At 71.7% G+C, this 18,163-nt stretch carries 16 protein-coding genes; 6 read left to right on the top strand and 10 right to left on the bottom strand.

Going from position 1 to position 18,163, the window contains the following annotated elements; all coding sequences use genetic code 11:
- Positions 1-214 precede the first annotated feature (214 nt).
- Positions 215-1,198, top strand: coding sequence for a WD40 repeat domain-containing protein (locus OG595_RS18245; protein ID WP_329273419.1), 984 nt, complete (start codon positions 215-217; stop codon positions 1,196-1,198).
- Here the strand turns inward: OG595_RS18245 and OG595_RS18240 are convergent.
- Positions 1,152-2,012, bottom strand: a complete 861-nt coding sequence (locus OG595_RS18240; RefSeq protein ID WP_329273418.1) for a TetR/AcrR family transcriptional regulator — start codon at positions 2,010-2,012, stop codon at positions 1,152-1,154. The genes OG595_RS18245 and OG595_RS18240 overlap by 47 nt on opposite strands.
- A 100-nt stretch (positions 2,013-2,112) precedes the next feature.
- On the opposite strand from OG595_RS18240, the gene OG595_RS18235 reads away from it, so the two are divergent.
- The 3 genes from OG595_RS18235 (at position 2,113) to OG595_RS18225 (ending at position 5,746) form a co-directional block, all read left to right on the top strand.
- Positions 2,113-3,195 carry an ATP-binding cassette domain-containing protein gene (locus OG595_RS18235; RefSeq protein WP_329273416.1) on the top strand — a complete coding sequence of 361 codons (1,083 nt, stop codon included), beginning with the start codon at positions 2,113-2,115 and terminating at the stop codon, positions 3,193-3,195.
- A 5-nt stretch (positions 3,196-3,200) separates the two neighbouring features.
- The gene (locus OG595_RS18230; protein ID WP_443073347.1) at positions 3,201-4,043 is read left to right on the top strand and encodes an ABC transporter permease; all 843 of its coding nucleotides are present in this window, start codon (positions 3,201-3,203) and stop codon (positions 4,041-4,043) included.
- 134 nt (positions 4,044-4,177) lie between these two features.
- Positions 4,178-5,746, top strand: coding sequence for a cellulase family glycosylhydrolase (locus tag OG595_RS18225; RefSeq protein WP_329273415.1), 1,569 nt, complete (start codon positions 4,178-4,180; stop codon positions 5,744-5,746).
- Positions 5,747-5,870: 124 nt separating this feature from the next.
- On the opposite strand, the gene OG595_RS18220 is transcribed toward OG595_RS18225, so the two are convergent.
- The 7 genes from OG595_RS18220 to OG595_RS18190 form a co-directional block, all read right to left on the bottom strand.
- Positions 5,871-6,380 carry a DUF3592 domain-containing protein gene (locus OG595_RS18220; protein ID WP_329273413.1) on the bottom strand — a complete coding sequence of 170 codons (510 nt, stop codon included), beginning with the start codon at positions 6,378-6,380 and terminating at the stop codon, positions 5,871-5,873.
- A 268-nt stretch (positions 6,381-6,648) separates the two neighbouring features.
- A complete protein-coding gene (gene serC / locus OG595_RS18215; RefSeq protein WP_329273412.1) occupies positions 6,649-7,767 on the bottom strand; it encodes a phosphoserine transaminase in 1,119 nt (372 codons plus the stop codon).
- Positions 7,768-7,961: 194 nt separating this feature from the next.
- A complete protein-coding gene (locus OG595_RS18210; RefSeq protein WP_329273410.1) occupies positions 7,962-9,170 on the bottom strand; it encodes a cytochrome P450 in 1,209 nt (402 codons plus the stop codon).
- Positions 9,167-9,844, bottom strand: a complete 678-nt coding sequence (locus OG595_RS18205) for a GTP-binding protein (RefSeq protein ID WP_443073063.1) — start codon at positions 9,842-9,844, stop codon at positions 9,167-9,169. The genes OG595_RS18210 and OG595_RS18205 overlap by 4 nt, the downstream gene beginning before the upstream one ends.
- Positions 9,825-10,220 carry a DUF742 domain-containing protein gene (locus OG595_RS18200; protein WP_329273409.1) on the bottom strand — a complete coding sequence of 132 codons (396 nt, stop codon included), beginning with the start codon at positions 10,218-10,220 and terminating at the stop codon, positions 9,825-9,827. The genes OG595_RS18205 and OG595_RS18200 overlap by 20 nt, the downstream gene beginning before the upstream one ends.
- Positions 10,217-10,672, bottom strand: a complete 456-nt coding sequence (locus tag OG595_RS18195; RefSeq protein WP_329273407.1) for a roadblock/LC7 domain-containing protein — start codon at positions 10,670-10,672, stop codon at positions 10,217-10,219. The genes OG595_RS18200 and OG595_RS18195 overlap by 4 nt, the downstream gene beginning before the upstream one ends.
- The gene (locus tag OG595_RS18190; protein WP_329273406.1) at positions 10,669-12,693 is read right to left on the bottom strand and encodes an ATP-binding protein; all 2,025 of its coding nucleotides are present in this window, start codon (positions 12,691-12,693) and stop codon (positions 10,669-10,671) included. Before OG595_RS18190 ends, OG595_RS18195 begins: the two co-directional genes overlap by 4 nt.
- Positions 12,694-12,947: 254 nt before the next feature.
- Between OG595_RS18190 and OG595_RS18185 the strand changes: the two genes are divergently transcribed.
- Positions 12,948-15,863 (top strand): FAD-binding and (Fe-S)-binding domain-containing protein, encoded by a 2,916-nt coding sequence (locus OG595_RS18185; RefSeq protein WP_329273405.1) that lies wholly within the window; start codon positions 12,948-12,950, stop codon positions 15,861-15,863.
- Positions 15,860-16,639 (top strand): metallophosphoesterase family protein, encoded by a 780-nt coding sequence (locus tag OG595_RS18180; protein ID WP_329273404.1) that lies wholly within the window; start codon positions 15,860-15,862, stop codon positions 16,637-16,639. The genes OG595_RS18185 and OG595_RS18180 overlap by 4 nt, the downstream gene beginning before the upstream one ends.
- A gap of 176 nt (positions 16,640-16,815) precedes the next feature.
- Here OG595_RS18180 and OG595_RS18175 read toward each other — a convergent pair whose 3' ends face one another.
- Both OG595_RS18175 and OG595_RS18170 read right to left on the bottom strand, forming a co-directional pair.
- Positions 16,816-17,403, bottom strand: coding sequence for a class IV adenylate cyclase (locus OG595_RS18175; RefSeq protein ID WP_329273403.1), 588 nt, complete (start codon positions 17,401-17,403; stop codon positions 16,816-16,818).
- Positions 17,404-17,486: 83 nt separating this feature from the next.
- Complete coding sequence (locus OG595_RS18170) at positions 17,487-18,143, bottom strand: class I SAM-dependent methyltransferase (RefSeq protein WP_329273401.1); 657 nt, start codon at positions 18,141-18,143, stop codon at positions 17,487-17,489.
- Positions 18,144-18,163: the final 20 nt, after the last annotated feature.

Below are 18,163 nucleotides of genomic sequence, written 5' to 3'. Positions count from 1 at the left end.
GGGGGAGGGGTGTGGGACGCGTGCGGTGTGTGAGTCAGGCCACCCGGTGTCAGGTGTATGTCAGCTTGCGGGCAGTTGTACGTCAGCGAGCAGTCGATCGGCGGCCGATCCGGCCGCTGGCCCACGGCCGGCCGGCAGTCGGTTCGCGACCGATCCGGTGGGCGCTCAGGGTCATGGGCCTCGTATCGAGCGGCGGGATGGCACGCTTGAGGGCATGCGCCGATCGCTCGCCCTCCTCGCCGGGGGCCTACTCGTCGGGGTGCTCGCCGCACCCGCCTCCGCTGCCGACGGTGACCAGGACTTCACCATCAAGGACCCGCGGATCACCGAGTCCAGCGGTCTCGCGGCCTCCCGCCAGCACCCCGGCATCTACTGGACCCACAACGACAGTGACGACGGCGCCTTCCTGTACGCGATCGACAGCGCGACCGGGCGGACCGTCGCCACCGTCACCATGACCGGCGTGGGCACGCCCCGCGACATCGAGGCGATCTCCATCGGGCCGAACAACCAGATCTACGTCGGCGACATCGGCGACAACGACGGTGTGACCTGGGACTATGTCTGGATCTACCAACTCACCGAGCCCAAGGTGCTCAAGAACCAGACGATCCGCGCCACGCAGTACGTCGTGAAGTACTCGGACGGTTCGCGCGACGCCGAGTCCCTCGTCGTGCACCCGAGGACCGGGCGCGTCTACATCATCGACAAGCAGGAGGACGGCGGGCATCTCTACGCCGGCCCGGCCAAGCTGTCGTCCTCCGGCACCAACGTCTTCCGGCCCGTCGCCGCCGTCGACATGTGGGCCACCGACGCCGCCTTCTCGCCCGACGGGCAGCAGTTGGCCGTACGCGGGTACTTCGGCGGCGTCTCCTACGCCTGGAACGGCGGCAGGCTCAAGCGGCAGGGGCAGCTCGACGTGCCCTTGCAGGGGCAGGGTGAGTCGGTCACGTACAGCCGCGACGGGTCCAAGATCATGTACGGGAGCGAGGGCGCCGAGAGCGGGGTCGAGGCCGAGGACGCCCCCTCGTACGGCACGTCCGGTGACTCCGACTCGGCTTCCGGCAACGGGAGTTCGGCCTCGGGCGGCGGGGCGGGCGGGGGCACGGAAGGGAACGTCAGGACCGGGGCCATCGCGGTCGGCGTGCTCTTCATCGCCTATCTCGGGCTGAAGCGGCTCCGGCGCCGGCCGTCGTAGCCGCCGACGGCGTGCGCTGCCCCTTCTCCTGTCCACGCTGCTCCACCCACGCCTCCAGCCCGTCCAGGACGCGTTGCAGGCCGAACTCGAAGTGGTCGAAGGCGGGATCGAAGGTGTCCTCCGTCAGGGAGGCGAGGGCCGGGTAGCGGCCGGTGGCCATGATCCCTTCCAGGAAAGGGAGTTGGGCTCGCCAGAACTCCCGGTCCGGCAGGCCCGTCCGGCGCTCCGCCTCCCGCTGGTGGACCTGGGTGCGGGCGGCCCCGACGACGTACCCGTCGACCATGACGACCGCCGAGACCAGTTCGGGGTCCGGCAGCCCCATCGGCCTGATGCGCGTGAGCACGCTCTCCAGGCCGTCGAGGGTGCCGGGGCCGAGGATCGGGCGGGACTGGTTGACCTGGAGCAGCCAGGGGTGGCGGCGGTAGAGGTCGAGGGTGGAGCGGGCCATGGCCTCCAGGGTGCCGCGCCAGCCGCCGTCGTCGGCCGGGGGCGTAGGAGCCCCGGGGGTCGCCGGGGAGCGGCGCTGGACGCGGTCGAGCATCAGGTCGAGCAGCTCGCCCTTGCCGGGAACGTAGCGGTAGAGGGACATGGTGCCGGTGCCGAGTTCGGTGGAGACGCGGCGCATGGAGACCGCGTCCAGCCCTTCCTCGTCCGCGATCCGGACGGCCGTTTCCACGATCCGGTCGATGGTGAGACCGGGTCTGGGGCCACGACTGGGGCGCGCGCCGGTGTCCCACAGCAGTTCGAGGGTGCGGGCGATGTCTCCGCTGCCACTGGTCTTCGTACCGTCGTTGCCGTCCGTACCGCTTGTCATAGGGCCGAGCCTAGCGAACTGAGTACACCGTACGCGTAAACGAGTACGGTGTACTCAGTTCGAAGCGGGCAGGGAGGAACCGGCGGAACGGGAGGGCGGCATGGGCGGTCGTGGTGGCCATGGTGGTCATGACGGATACGTGGTGTGCGCGGAGGCTCTGGAGAAGCGGTACGGCGAGAAGCGCGCCCTCGACGGTTTCGACCTGCTGGTCCGCGAAGGCACCGTGCACGGACTGCTCGGCCCCAACGGCGCCGGCAAGACCACCGCCGTGCGCATCCTGGCCACCCTGCTCCGGCTGGACGGCGGACACGCGACGGTGGCCGGACTCGACGTGGCGACGCGGCCCCGCGAGGTCCGCTCCCGGATCGGGCTCACCGGGCAGTACGCGGCGCTGGACGAGATCCTCACCGGCCGGCAGAACCTGGAGATGTTCGGGCGGCTGTTCCACCTCGGGGGGAAGCGGGCGCGGCTGCGGGCGGCCCAACTCCTGGAGCGGTTCGACCTGGTGGCCGCCGCCGACAAGGGCGTCAAGGGCTACAGCGGCGGTATGCGGCGCCGTCTCGACCTCGCCGCTTCGATGATCCTCGCCCCGGCCGTGCTCTTCCTCGACGAGCCGACGACCGGGCTCGACCCGCGCAGCCGCGGCGAAGTCTGGGACGCGGTAAGGGCGTTGGTGGCCGACGGGACGACGGTGCTGCTCACCACGCAGTACCTGGAGGAGGCCGACCGGCTCGCTTCCCGCGTCACGGTCATCGACCAGGGGCGCGCGATCGCCGACGACACCCCCGACGGGCTGAAGAACCGCGTCGGCGGTGACCGTATCGAGGTCGTCGTCGCGCGGCGGGACCACATTCCCTGGGCGGTGAAGGCCGTCGCCCGGGTCGCGCACGGCGAACCGGAGGTCGACCTGAGCGGGCTGCGCGTCCACGCGCCGGTCGTCGACCGGGTGGCCGCCCTCACGGATGTGGCGCGTACCCTCCAGCAGTTCCGGCTGCCCGTCGAGGACATCGGGCTGCGCAGACCGAGCCTCGACGACGTGTTCCTGCGGCTCACCGGCCGCCGGACCGAGGCGGCCGAAACGGCCGAAACGGCGGATGCAGTGGAGGCAGCGGAGGCGACGGAAGGTGTTGAGGAGACCCGGGGGACCGAGAGAAACCGGGAGACAGGGGAGACGGCCGCGTGAGTGCTGTGGAGGTGTCCCGGACGGGTGAGCGGCGTGGTTCGCGCCGGGCCGGGCCGCGGCACGGCCGGCTGTACTGGACGCTCGCCGACTGCTGGAACGTCGTACGCCGAGGTCTCACCCACTACGCGCGCCAACCCGTCAGCATCGTCTGGCAGTTGGGCTTCCCGATCCTGTCGGTGCTGCTGTACGGCTATGTGTTCGGCAACGCGATGAAGGTGCCCGGCGGCGGTGACTACAAGGAGTTCCTGATGCCGGGGATGTTCGTGATGACGATGGCCTTCGGGTTCGTCACCACGGCGACCGTCGTCGTGTACGACTCCAAGAAGGGTGTCATCGACCGATTCCGTTCGATGCCCATGGCGCCGTCGGCCGTGGTCGCCGGGCGGGGGGTGACGGACCTGATCGTGGCCTGCGCCGAGCTGGGCATCATGATGTCCACCGCGTACGGCATGGGGTGGCGGCCGGACGGCGGACCGGGCTTCGTACAGGCCTTCGGACTGCTGCTGTGGCTGCGGTTCGCGCTGATCTGGGCCGGGGTGTGGCTCGGCCTGGTCGTGCCCAGCCCCGAGCAGGCGGGCGGGCTGTTCGCGGTGGTCTTCCCGCTGACGATGATCTCCAGCATCTTCGTGTCGCCGCAGCTGATGCCCGACTGGCTGGGCCAGGTCGCCCTGTGGAACCCGATCTCGTCGACGGCCTCGGCCGCCCGCGAACTGTTCGGGGCGCCGGGGGTGACCGGCGGCTCGTGGGTCGAGCGGCACGCGCTGCTGATGGCGGGCGCGTGGCCGGCCGTACTGACCCTGGTCTTCCTGCCGTTGGCGGTGCGGAGGTTCCAGCGGCTGAGCCGGTGACGCGTTCCGGGTGAGGCGTGGACGTGCCGCAAGTATTGACGTGGGCATGTTGTGTCAGTTTCCTGGGAGGTGCGCGGCGCGTGGGAGCGCTCCCATCGATTCCGGGGCCGCGCCTCCCGAGAGGAACGAGCGACATGTTCCGCTTCCCCGACCTCCGCTACTTCCGCGACCGCCTCAGCCTGCGAAGAGCGCTGTGTTCCGTCGCCGCCGTGCTCCTGCTCCCGCTGGGAGCCGGTGCGCAGGCCGCCCACGCGACGGACGCCGACACGGCGGACGTCCGCGCGGCAGCCGCCGGTGCCGGCTACTGGCACACCAGCGGGCGTCAGATCCTGGACGCGGCCGGGCAGCCGGTCCGGATCGCCGGCATCAACTGGTTCGGCTTCGAGACCGGCAACTACGTGGTGCACGGCCTCTGGTCCCGCGACTACAAGAGCATGATCGACCAGATGAAGACGCTCGGCTACAACACCATCCGGCTGCCGTACAGCGACGACATCTTCAAGTCCTCGACCGTCCCCAACAGCATCGACTTCAGCAGCGGCAAGAACGCCGACCTACAGGGTCTGGGCTCCCTCCAGATCATGGACAAGCTGGTCGCGTACGCCGGTCAGACCGGCCTCAAGGTCATCCTGGACCGGCACCGGCCGGACGCGGGCGGGCAGTCCGCCCTCTGGTACACCTCGGCGGTGCCCGAGTCGACATGGATCGCCAACCTGAAGGCGCTGGCGGCGCGTTACTCGGGCCAGGACGCGGTCATCGGCATCGACCTGCACAACGAGCCGCACGATCCCGCCTGTTGGGGCTGCGGTGACACGACGAGGGACTGGCGGCTGGCGGCACAGCGGGCGGGCAACGCGGTGCTCTCCGTGAATCCGCAGCTGCTCGTGTTCGTGGAGGGCGTGCAGACGTTCAACGGTGTCTCCGGCTGGTGGGGCGGCAACCTGATGGGGGTCGCGCAGTACCCGGTGCAGCTGGATGTGGCCAACCGGGTGGTGTACTCGGCCCACGACTACGCGACGAGCGTCGCCCAGCAGAGCTGGTTCAGCGATCCCTCGTTCCCCGCCAACATGCCGGGGATCTGGGACAAGTACTGGGGTTACATCTTCAAGCAGAACATCGCGCCGGTGTGGGTGGGGGAGTTCGGCACGACGCTGACATCGACGGTCGACCAGCGGTGGCTGGCCGCGCTGGTCGACTATCTGCGGCCGACGGCGACCTACGGCTCGGACTCCTTCCACTGGACCTTCTGGTCCTGGAACCCCAACTCCGGTGACACGGGCGGGATTCTGAAGGACGACTGGCAGACGGTCGACACCGTGAAGGACGGCTACCTGGCGAGCGTCAAGGCGCCGGGCTTCCCGGGGAGCGGTGGCGGCGGCGGAGGAGGCGGTGGCGGCAGTACGGCGGCCTGCACCGCCTCCTACACGGTCAGCAGCGACTGGGGCGGCGGGTTCAACGCCGAGGTGAAGGTGACCAATTCGGGGACGGTGGCGCTCAAGTCCTGGAAGGTGACCTGGACCTGGAGTGGTTCACAGGCGGTCACGAGCATGTGGAACGCGTCGTACACCCAGAGCGGAGCGACGGTCACCGCTGTGAACGCGTCTCACAACGGGAGCGTGGCGGTGGGGAGTTCGGCGAGCTTCGGGTTCGGGGGAGCGCCGGGGGGTGGGGGTGTGCCCGCGGTGAGCTGTACGGCTACGTGAGCGTCTGAGGAGCTGCGGGTCTCCGGGTCTGCGGGTACGTGTGGACCAGGACGGAGGGCGGGGCGCCCGGTGTTCGCCGGGTGCCCCCTCACGGCGCGCTTCGGGACAGCCGTTCCCAGGTGCGTCAACTCCCGGACGGCGGAAGGGAGTCCGTGCGCCGCTGCCGGGCCGCGCCGATCGCCACCACCACCGCGATCACCAGGAAGAGCAGTGCGCCGGCTCCCGACATCACCGCCCCGACAGCTGCTCCGCCACCGCCGGTGTCGTCTTCACGGGCGACCACCTGGGGATCGTCCGACTCGTATCGGACGGTCAGGTGAGTGCCGACGGAGTCCTTGCCGCCGCCGCTGCCCACCGGCAGGTCCGCCACCACGGTCCGCCCGTCGGCCTCGAACTCGACCTGGCATCGACCCGCCATGCACGAACCGCTCGTGTGCAAGGTCGCTTGAGCCCGCTCGCCGTCCTGGAGGGAGCGCAGGTGCCGGGCTGCCGGAAACATCACCAGCGCCGAACATCCGCCCAGCAGCAGCGCGAGAAACAGGAGCACCAGGAGTGATGTACGGGGTCTCAAGCCGCCTGCGGCCATGCTCGGCCGGGTCGCGCCGGGTGCGCCCGCCTTCGATGTGCCGTCCACGTCTCTCGCCTCCGTTCCGGTGGTGCGCCCGCGGCTCTCACGTGCGCTGCATTCCGTATCCGTATCCGTATTCGTGTCGCAGGGCAGGGTAACCGCCGGGAGCGAGGCGGGTTCGGGCAATTTCTCACCGACGCCGCTGCGTGGTGAGTGGCCTCCCGGCCCGGGAACAGGAGAGGGCGCCCCGGTGGCCACCGGGGCGCCCTCTCCTGCGTACGTGCTCAGGTGCGGAAGTGCGGAATTGGCCGGAGCACGGAGGTACGGGAAGCGGTTACAGCTTCTCGATCACGTAGTCGATGCACTTCGTCAGTGCCTCGACGTCCGTCGGGTCGATCGCCGGGAACATCGCCACGCGGAGCTGGTTGCGGCCGAGCTTGCGGTAGGGCTCGGTGTCGACGATGCCGTTGGCGCGCAGGACCTTGGCGACCGCGGCGGCGTCGATCTCGTCCGTGAAGTCGATCGTGCCGATGACCTGCGAGCGCTTGGCCGGGTCGGTGACGAACGGGTTCGCGTACTTGACGTCCTCGGCCCAGCCGTACAGCGTGCGGGCGGAGGTGGCGGTGCGGCGGACCGCCCAGTCCAGGCCGCCCTGGCCGTTGATCCACTCCAGCTGCTCGTTGAGGAGGAACAGGGTGGCGAGGGCCGGGGTGTTGTACGTCTGGTTCTTGCGCGAGTTGTCGATCGCCGTGGGGAGCGAGAAGAACTCCGGGATGTGGCGTCCGCTCGCGTGGATGCGCTCGGCGCGCTCGATCGCGGCCGGGGAGAACGCGGCGAGCCAGAGGCCGCCGTCCGCCGCGAAGGACTTCTGCGGGGCGAAGTAGTAGACGTCGGTCTCGGCGATGTCGACCGGCAGGCCGCCGGCGCCGGACGTGGCGTCCACGAGGACCAGGGAGCCCTCGTCGGCACCCGGTACGCGCTTGAGGGGAGCGGCGACACCGGTGGACGTCTCGTTGTGGGTGAAGGCGTACACGTCGACGCCCGCCTCGGCCTCCGGGTCCGGGTGGGTGCCCGGGTCGGAGGAGATGACGGTCGGGTCGGCGAGCCAGGGGGCGAGCTTGGCGGCCTTCGCGAACTTCGAGCTGAACTCACCGAAGGTGAGGTGCTGCGACTTGTTCTCGATCAGGCCGTGCGTCGCGACGTCCCAGAACGCGGTCGAGCCGCCGTTGCCGAGGACCACCTCGTAGCCGTCGGGGAGCTGGAACAGCGAGGAGATGCCCTCGCGCACCTTGCCGACCAGGTTCTTTACCGGAGCCTGGCGGTGGGAGGTACCGAGGAGGGAGCTACCGGTGGCGGCCAGCGCGTCCAGCGCTTCCGTCCGCACCTTGGAGGGGCCCGCGCCGAAACGTCCGTCGGCGGGCTTGATGTCAGCGGGAATCTGGATCTCAGCCACGGGGGGAGCGTAGCCGTTCCGGGAAACGTGGACGAAACGTGGTCCGTCCGGTGAGACGCGCTCCGCGGGTTGGGCGGGGGGGGGGGGGGGGGGGGGGGGGGGGGGGGGGGGGGGCGCCCGTCTCCGGGGGCTGTGCCCTCAGACCCCCCTTTCGCGCTGAAGGAGCTCGTCCGTAAACGCCGGACGGGCTGAGATCAGCCCCTCAGCGTCGGTGTGAAGCGGACCGGCAGCTCCGTGAGCCCCCGTAGCCACGGGGACGCTCGGCGGGTCAATGTCTCGGCGGGGACGGCCAGGTCGATGTCAGGGAGGCGGTCGAGGACGACCTCGATGCCGGTGCGGGCGATGACCTCCGCGACCTCCTGGGCCGGGAACGGGCACCGGTGTTCGCCGTGGCCGAAGGAGAAGTGGGCGTTGTTGCCACCGGTGAGGGCAGAGCCGTCGGTGCGGACCTGGGGGTCGGAGTTGGCGCCCTGGAGGCCGAGGAGGAGCAGGTCGCCCGTACGGATGTGCCGGCCGCCCAGACGGGTGTCGCGGGATGCCCAGCGGCCCGGCATGGTCTGCACGGGCGCGTCCTCCCACAGGACCTCGTTCATCGCCTCGGCGACACTGCTGCGGCCACCGAAGAGGGAGGCCGCGAACCGCTCGTCCGTGAGCATCAGGCGCAGCGAGTTGCCCATCCAGTCGGCGGTCGGGTCGTTCCCCGCCGCGATCATGATCATCAGGTCGTGGGCGACCTCCTCGTCCGTGAAGCCGTACGGGTTCGCGAGCATGCGCGAGACCACGTCGTCCGAGGGGCGCAGCCTGCGGTCGGCCAGCAGGCGGCCCATCGACGCGATCAGGTGCTGCTGGCCCGCCATACCGGTCTCCAGGCCGTCGGTCATGGCGAGTGCCGCGGAGACCAGGGCCGGCCCTTCCTCGTCGGCGAAACCGAAGAGGCGGGCCATGACGCGTACCGGCAGCAGCATCGCGTACTCCTGGACGAGGTCCGCCTCGCCCCGGGCGCAGATCGCGTCGATCAGCTCGTCCGCGAACTTCTCGGTGTACGACCGCAGTTCGACCGGGTCGGCCTCCTCCAGGGCGCTGCCGATCATCGCGGCGCGCTCGCGGTGGCGTTCGCCGACGGTGTAGAGGATCGAGGGCTGGCCGCGGCCGATCATCGGCAGGTGCGGCCAGTCGGCGGGGATCCTGTCCCACTGGTTCCACAACTCGGAGTCCCGGCTGAACAGCACGGAATCGCCGGTGACCTGATGCAGTTCGCGGTAGCCGAGCACCAGCCACGCGGGCACGTCCCCGTCGAGCAGCACCGGTGCCACCGGGCCGTGATCGCGTCGCATCTCCCGGTACAGCCGGTCGGGTTCGGTCCGCAGCCGGGAGCCGTTGAGGGGGACATGGGCGGCGGTCACCGGGGCAACTCCTCGTAAGGGGCGGGCACTTGAGTGTCGTGGGAAGGCGACCGCCGGTAGCGGTTCTTCGCGTGTTCCACGAGCGCGATCAGCACCCGCTTGCTCGAACCCCGTAGGCGCGCGTCGCAGTGTATGAGGGGTACGTCGGGGTCGAGGTCGAGCGCGTCGCGGATGGCGCGGGGGGTGAAGTCGGGGCCGCCGAAGTCGTTGCGGGCCACGACGAACGGTGTGCCGTGCCGTTCTAGGCGGTCGATGGCGTACCAGGAGTCGTCGAGGCGGCGGGTGTCGACGAGGACGACCGCGCCGAGCGCGCCGGTGAACAGCCGGTCCCAGAGGAACCAGAAGCGTTCCTGGCCGGGCGCCCCGAACAGGTACAGCACGTTGCGGGCGTCGAGCGTGATGCGGCCGAAGTCGAAGGCGACGGTCGTGGCGTTCTTGTCGCGCACGGCGCTGGCGTCGTCGACGGCCTCGCCGGCCCGCGTCATCGTCTCCTCGGTACTGAGCGGACGTATCTCGCTGACCGAGCGGACGAGCGTCGTCTTGCCGGCGCCGAAGCCGCCGACGACCACGATCTTCAGCCCGTTGTCCGCGGAGGCGCGCAGGGGTGGCCGTGGGTCGGCGTCGGGGTCGGCGCCTTCTGCCGGGTAGGCGGTTTCAGAGGTTGCGGAGTCCAACGAGCACCTGCTCCAGGATGTCGGGGTCGGTAACGGCGGTCCGGCGCGGATGGCGGGCGCTGACGCGGCCCGCCGCGAGGAGGTCGGCGAGCAGGACCTTGGTGATGCCCACCGGCAGCCGCAGCACGGCGGCGACCTCGACCACCGCCGTGGGACGCTCGGCGAGCCGCAGGATCGCCGCGTGCTCGGACTGCATCCCCGGCACCGGATCGCACTCGGCGACGACCAGCGTCACCAGGTCGAACGGGTTGTCGGGCGCGGGGCGGCTGCGTCCTCCGGTGAGGGTGTAGAGCCGGTCCGGGGAATCGTCTCTTCCCGGACGGTTCCCCGCTTGTCCCGCCGGTCGTCCCCCCGGCCGTTCCCCCGGTCCATTCATGCCGTACGGGGCTGGACTGTTCGGAGTTGGGCTGTTCGGGGCTGGGCGCGCAGGTGTTCCCCGAGCTGCTCGACGAGTTCGCTCATGTTGTGGCCGACGAGCCCGGTGTCCGCGTCCTCGGCGGTGACGACGGCGAGGTGCGCGCCCTGGCCGGCCTCGACGATGAACAGCACCCCGCCGTAGAACTCGGTCATCGCGGTACGCACTCCTCCGCTGCCGTCCCCGAACTCCACGGAGGCGCCGTGCGACAGCGACTGGATGCCGGCGGCGATCGCGGCGAGCTGGTCCGCCTGGTCGACGGACAGCTCCGGCGTACGGCACAGCTTCAGGCCGTCCCGGGAGAGCACGAGCGCGTGCCGGGCACCCGGGGTGCGCTCCAGCAGCCCCTCGATGAGCCAGGTCAGCTTCTCGTCGGTGGTCGTCGGTGCGGGGCCGAGGCCGGTGCCGGTCATGGGGTGGGGTCGCCTTCCGGGTGGGAGGTGGTGGGGGGTGAGGTGGCGGGCGGTGCGGGCGCGGCTTCCGCCGGGGGTACGGAGGCCTGCGCGGGGGCGGCGGAGGGCGCGGGGCCCGGCTCCGGGTCGGCGCTGCCCTGGAGGACGGCCTGATCGGGCACGACGCCGCGCACGGCCTGCCGGAAACTCCCGAAACGGGCCACACGCTCGCGCGTGTCGTCGGGGTCGGGCGGCGCGAGGGGGATCGAGAACCTCGACTCGTCGGTCTGCGCGCCCCCTCGGGCGCGCTCGGCCTCGGCGAGCGTACGGCCCCGGCGCCGCTGCGGCAGCTCGTCGGGGGGCACCTCCGGGGTGTGGCTCTCCGGAGCCTCCGGCGCGTGGTCGGGGGACTCGTGCGTCGGTACGGGGTCCGGGTCGAGGTCGCCGACGGCGGCGCGGGCGGCTCCGTACGACTGCTCGGAGTACCTTTCCTGCGCGTACGCCTGCTCCGGGTACGACTGCTCGGCGTACGGCCGCTCCGCGTACGGCTCCTGCGCGTAGGGCTGCTCCCGCGCGGAGGGCTGCTCCCGCGAGTGGGCCTCCCGCGCGGAGGGCGTGTTCGTGTACAGCTCCTCCGGGTACGGCCATTCCAGGTGGCCCTCTTCCCCGTACGACACCCGCGGGTCCTGTTCCTGCTCCTGCTCTCCGGAACGGGCTTCCCAGGGTTCGCCGGGTGTGGGTGCCGGGGCCGCCGGGGTCTCCGGCACCGGCTGTGCCGCCGGTCGCGAAGGCGGGGGCGGCACGGGCATGGGCAGTGGCTCCGCCGCCGCCGTGCTCCCGGCCAGGATGTCCTGCGGGATGAGCACCAGGACGCCGGTGCCGCCGCGCGCCGAGGGGCGGAAGGAGACCTTGAGACCGTACTTGCGGGCGAGCCGGCCTACGACGGTGAGGCCGAGGCGGGTGCCGGTGAGGCCCCCGAGGCCCACGCCGTCGGCGTTCCGCCCACTGCCCTTGGTGTCGTTGCTTCCGTCCTCCCCGGAGACGGCCCGTTCGGCGCGGTGCAGCTGCACGTCGCTCATGACCAGGCCGCTGTCCTCCACGGAGACGATGATCCCGGCGGGGACCTCCTCGACGTACACGTGGACCTCGGCGGTCGGCGGCGAGAAGTTCGCGGCGTTGTCGAGGAGTTCGGCGAGCGCGTGCATGACACCTTCGGCGGCGTGTCCGGCCACGGCGGCGTCGCTGGCGGAGTGCACGCGCACGCGTTGGTAGCCGCTGATGCGGCCCATGGCGCCGCGCAGGATCGACTCCATGACGATCGGGCGGGCCCAGCGGCGGCCCGAACGGGCGCCCGAGAGGACGGCGATCGAGTCGGCGAGGCGGCCCGCCTGGGCGGTGCGGTGGTCGAGGTGGAGGAGGTCGGCGACGACGTCCTCGTCCGTGTGCCGGTCCTCCATGGCGCGCAGGTCGGCCAGGGTGCTCGTGGCCAGCGCCTGCATACGGCCGGCCGCGTTGGCGGTGGCCGCGAAGGCCGCCGCCCGCTCCTGTCTGGCCCGGCGCAGCTCTTCCGTCAGACGGGCGTTGTCCTCGGTGAGCCGGGTGATCTCGTGCGCCTTCTCCTGCTGGAGGCGGCTGAACTCCTGGGCGGAGGCCTCGGTGAGGCGGGCGCGGTCGCGGGCGAGATCGGCGGACACGCGCGCGCGTTCCCGTTCCAGATCGGCGGCCGTGCCGGCCCGTACCTGGTTCAGCTCCTCGGCGAGAAGGGCGCGGTCGTGCAGCAGACGGCCGGCGTCGTCGGTGGCGGCGGCCAGCCGCCGGCCCGACAGCCGGGCGGACCTGACGCCGTGGACGGCCACGGTGACGGCCGCGCACAGCAGCAGCGCGGCGACGGCCCCGCCCAGGGCGAGCGGTGTGCGCGCCTCGTCCGGCGCCCGGGCGACCCCGCCGGCCACCGCGGCGGCGGCGAGTGCGGCGGTGAGCAGCGGGGCGGGCAGGAGGGCGCGGTAGGAGGGGCGTTCGCCGGGTTGGCGGGGCGCGGTCATGAAGGGGTCCTCGGTCGGTTCCTGGGTCGGATCCTCGGCTGTGTCCTCGGTGCTGCTGCCTGGCCCACGGGGCCCTGCGGGGTGCCTGTGCAATCGGTTCGTGAGCGAGATGTGACTAATGGTGCTCAACTCGCCGTAACTATAGGTGAGTTAGTGATCAAATTGGCGGTGTTTCGGTTCGGTCCCCACAAACCGTCCACGTTTGCCGGGCCGCCCGGACCGTCACTGTCAGTGGCGGGATGCATGCTGGGGGCATGACGGATCTTCGGACGCTGGAGGCGGACCTGCGGGAGACCGTCCGGGGCGAGGTCGGTTTCGACGTCACGTCCCGGGCGCTGACCACCATGGACGCGTCGAACTACCGGCGCGTCCCCCTGGGCGTGGTCGCCCCGCGCGACGCGGACGACGTGGCGGCGGCCCTCGCCGTCTGCCGGGCGCACGGGGTGCCGGTCGTCGCGCGCGGCGGGGGCACGTCGATCGCGGGCCAGGCGACCGGCACGGGGGTCGTTCTGGACTTCACGCGGCATATGGACCACCTCCTCTCCCTGAACCACGAGGAACAGACCGCTGTTGTTCAGCCAGGGCTGGTTCTCGATCGTCTCCAGGAGGCCGCGGCCCCGTACGGACTGCGTTTCGGCCCCGATCCGTCCACCCACGGCCGCTGCACGCTCGGCGGCATGATCGGCAACAACTCCTGCGGCGCGCACTCCGTCGCCTGGGGCACCACCGCGGACAGCGTGCGCGGGCTGACGGTGATCCGCGCGCGCGGCGACCGGCTCCACCTGGGCCGGGACTGGGCGGGCGCCCCGGACGGGCTGCGACAGCTGGCGGAGGGCGACCTGGCCCGCCTGCGTACCGGCTTCCCGGACCTCCCCCGCCGCATTTCCGGATACGCGCTGGACGCCCTCCTCCCCGAGAGGGGCGCGGACGTCGCCCGCTCCTTCTGCGGCTCGGAAGGCACCCTGGGGATCGTCACGGAGGCGGTCGTCCGCCTGGTCGAGGCCCCCCGCGCGCGTGCGCTGGCCGTGCTGGCGTACGCGGACGAGAGCGCGGCGGCGGAGGCGGCGGCAGGCCTGCTGCCGTACGGTCCGCTGACGGTCGAGGGCATGGCCGCCGACCTGGTCCGCACCGCCACCGACCTGCCCGCGGGCGGCGCCTGGCTGTTCGTGGAGACGGGCGGCGAGACTCCTTCGGAGGCACGCGCGCGTGCGGACGCGATCGTGCGTGCCGCCGACGTCACGAACGCCCTCGTCGTGTCCGACCCGGCCGGCCAACGCGTCCTGTGGCGCGTCCGCGAGGACGCGAGCGGCACGGCGACGAGGATGCCCGACGGCACGGAGGCCTGGCCCGGCTGGGAGGACTGCGCGGTACCGCCGCCCCGACTGGGCGCGTACCTGCGGGACTTCAGAGGGCTGCTGCGCGACCACGGCCTGCGCGGCACGCCGTACGGCCACTTCGGCGACGGCTGCATCCACGTACGCATCGACTTCGACCTGCTGACGGCACCGGGCGTGGCCCGTTTCCGCCGCTTCTCGGAGGAGCTGGCGGGGCTGGTGGTGTCGCACGGCGGTTCCCTGTCGGGCGAACACGGCGACGGCCAGGCCCGCGCGGAACTCCTCCCGAAGATGTACGCCCCCGAGGTGATCGCCCTCTTCGAGCGCACGAAGGCCCTCTGGGACCCGGACGACCTCCTGAACCCCGGCATGCTGGTCCGCCCCGCCCGCCTGGACGAGAACCTCCGCTTCGCCGTCCTGCCCCGCGAGCCGGTGGACGTTGCCTTCGGCTACCCGGCGGACGGCGGGAACTTCGGGGCGGCGGTCAGCAGATGCGTGGGTGTGGCCAAGTGCCGTACTCCGGCCGCCGGCAAGGGGGCTTCCGGGGGCTCGGACGTGATGTGCCCGTCCTTCCGCGCGACGGGCGAGGAGGCGCACTCCACGCGCGGGCGGGCCCGGCTGCTGCACGAGATGCTCGCGGGCGAGGTGATCACCGACGGCTGGCGGTCGACGGAGGTCCGCGACGCGCTGGACCTGTGCCTCTCCTGCAAGGGCTGCCGCTCGGACTGCCCGGTCGAGGTCGACATGGCCACCTACAAGGCGGAGTTCCTCCACCACCACTGGGCCGGCCGACTGCGCCCGGCGGCCCACTACGCGATGGGGTGGCTGCCGGTGTGGCTGGCGGCCGTCGCTCGTACGCGCACGGCGCGCGTGCTCAACTCCCTCGCCTCGGTAGGCGCGTTGGCGGCACTGGCGAAACGGCTGGGCGGAATCGCGCCCGAGCGGGAGATCCCGGCGGTGACGAGGGAGCCGTTCAGCCGGTGGTGGGGGAGACGAGCGGCCGCGCGTGCCGGTGAGGGGCGTCGGCAGACGGTCGTCCTCTGGCCCGACACCTTCACGGAGCACCTGACGCCGTCGGTGGGACAGGCGGCGGTACTCGTACTGGAGGCGGCGGGCCTGGAGGTGACGCTGCCACCGACCGGACGGACCAGCACCCGCGTACCCGCCCGGGTGTGCTGCGGCCTGACATACGTCTCGACCGGCCAACTGGACCGGGCCCGCACGGTGTTGCGCCGCACGCTGGACACCATGGAACCGGTCCTGGACGCGGGCACCCCGGTCGTGGTCCTCGAACCGAGCTGCGCGGCGGCCCTCCGCACCGACCTCCCGGAGCTCCTGCACGACGACCCACGCGCGCGGCGCCTCGCGGACGCGGTCCACACCTTCGCGGAGACCCTGGCCCACCACGCCCCCGCCTGGACCCCGCCCCGCGTGGACCGCCCGGCGACCGGCCAGACCCACTGCCACCAGCACGCGGTCCTGGGCGACGCGGCGGACCGCCGCCTGCGCGAGGCCGCGGGCCTGACGGGCGAACTGGCGGGCGGCTGCTGCGGCCTGGCCGGCAACTTCGGCTTCGAGAAGGGCCACTACGAGGTGTCGACGGCCTGCGCGGAGGAGCGGCTGCTACCGGCGGTGCGGGAGGCGGGCGAGGGGACGGTGGTGCTGGCGGACGGGTTCTCGTGCCGGACCCAGCTTCGGCAACTGGCGGGGGTACGGGGGCGGCATCTGGCGGAGGTGCTGGCGGAGACACTGGAACGGGAACCGGGGCCGGAAGAAGGACCGGAAGTGGAACTGGGACCGGAAGCGGGGCCGGAAGGGGAAGGGAACGAGACATGAGCGAGGCCGAGTTGAGCCGGGTGGCCGTCCTCTCCGACATCCACGGGGTGCTCCCGGCCCTGGAGGCGGTGCTCGCCGAGCCGGAGGTGGCCGCCGCGGAGCGCATCGTGCTGACTGGGGACATCACGGCGGGCCCCCAACCCGCCGAGGTTCTCGCCCTTCTCCGGGACCAGGGCGACCGGGTGCTGTGGATCGCCGGGAACGCGGACCGGGAACTGGTCGAGTACCGGCGAGGAGAACGGACCTCGATCCCTGACCCGATCGCCCCCTTCGCAGCAGCCCAACTCACTCACAAAGAGGTCGAGTTCCTGGCGGCCCTGCCCGACTCCCTCACCCTCCCCATCCGTGGACTCGGCGATGTCCTCTTCTGTCATGCCACACCTCGCGACGACGAGGAGATCGTCCTGGTCGACTCCCGCCCCGACCGCTGGACGGAGGTCTTCGCGGACGTCCCCGAAACGGTCCGCACGGTGGTCTGCGGCCACACCCACATGCCGTACGTCCGCCTCGCCCACGGCCGTCTGGTCGTGAACCCCGGCAGCGTCGGCATGCCGTACGGCCGCCCGGGCGCCCACTGGTGCCTGCTCGGCCCCGGCACCGACCTGCGCGTGACGCGGTACGACATCCCGGCCGCGATCACCCGCCTCGTCGCGGAGTCCGCGTACCCGGAGATCGCGGAGTGGGCCGACTACTACCTGAATGCCCGGGCGACGGACGCGGAGGCGCTGGGGGCGTTCGGGCCGCGTGACGGGAGGGAGGCTGCGCCGACGGGGTGAGGCGGCTGAAGCCGGGTGGGGTGGCAGGACGGGTCGGGGTGGCGAGGACGGGTCGGGGTGGCAGGACGGGTCGGGGTGGCAGGACGGGTCGGGTTGCGCTGCAAGGACGATCGGTGTCCGGCTGTGGGCCGGTGGCCCATGGCGCCATTCGCGGCAAGGCTTGTCCGCCTTCGCGGTCAGTGGTCCTGGGCCGCGGAGGGAAGGTCCGACTGCTTCTCGCGGTCGGAGAACAGGAGCGTGGGCTCGGCGAGGATGTCGCGGCCGGCCTCGCTCTTGTAGATCGAGTCGACGCTGCCGAACCGGGCCTCGGAGTAGTCGAGGTCCAGGAGCGCGGCGGCCTGCCGGACCGATGCCTCGTCGGGTCCCTCGATCTCCAGGAAGCTGGGGAGGCCGGGCCAGGTGTCGAAGTCGAAGGCGACTTCCCCCAGGCGCCATTCCTCGCGGTAGTTCTCCTGGTGGCGGACCTCGACGCAGCCGATCCGGCGCAGGATGTCGGCCACGGCGTTCAGGTCGGCGACCTCGGTCTCGATCTCCTTGGTGCCGTCGATCGTCGTGGCATCGGTGACCTGCTTGAGCGTGAGTGTCGAGCGGGTGCCCTCGTCGCGCAGGCGGAGCCACGCCCCACTGTCGAGGCGGTCGTTCTCGAAGATCGTGCGGGTGAGGAGGGTGCGCGGGAACGCCTGGACAGCCCCGAGAGCCGCCAGCCTGACCTGGAGGGCGCCGACATCGACGGCCAGGAACTTCGCCTCGTACTCGTGCCTCATGGGGCCTTCTCTCAGACGTGGGCGGTGAGGGGGCTTGGGCGGGGCCGTACCTGGTGGGGTGGCCAGGGGCTGCTCGGGGCTGCTCAGGGCGTCTCGGCGCGGACGATCAGCGTCCCGATGTGGCCGGGCGTCGGGGCGTCGAGCACCCGGGCCGTCACTTCGGTGAAGCCGGCCCGGTCCAGGAGCCGTTCCCAGACGGCGGGGCGGTAGCTGTAGCGGTAGGTGAACAGGGCCTTGCCCGCGAAGCCGCCCTTGTACATGCCCTGTGGCCCGTACGCGCCGGGGATGGCCGGGGGCTGCGAGAACACGAAGACACCGCCGGGGTTCAACCGCTGCCGTACGAGCGGGAAGAGACGGCCGGGGTCGGTGAACCAGGCCGCGCCGAAGACCGAGTAGACGGCGTCGTACGTGTCCGCGCACTCCGCCAGGTGCTCCAGGACTTCGGCGCACCTGAACACGGCCCCGGTGTCTCTCCACCTCTCGGTCGACTTCTCGACCATGACCGGCGAGAGATCGACGCCGTACGCCCGCACACCGTGCCGGGCGAGGTGAGCGAGGGCCCGCCCGGTTCCGCAGCCGATCTCCAGCACCGAGCGCGGGTTGCCGAGCAGTTCGGTGCCGGGTCCGTGCCCGGCGTACTGGGTCCAGCGGAACACGGGCTCGGCATCGTCCTGAAACGCGGACTCGGCGTAGGCGTTCCACAGTTCGGTCTCGGCGGCGGTGTCGTGTTGTGCGGGCAAGGCGCTCCCTCATCGCAGGG

Source organism: Streptomyces sp. NBC_01451 (assembly GCF_036227485.1).
Lineage (GTDB): Bacteria > Actinomycetota > Actinomycetes > Streptomycetales > Streptomycetaceae > Streptomyces.
The sequence above is the reverse complement of the archived record's forward strand: the minus strand, read 5'-3'. Positions and strand labels throughout refer to the sequence as shown.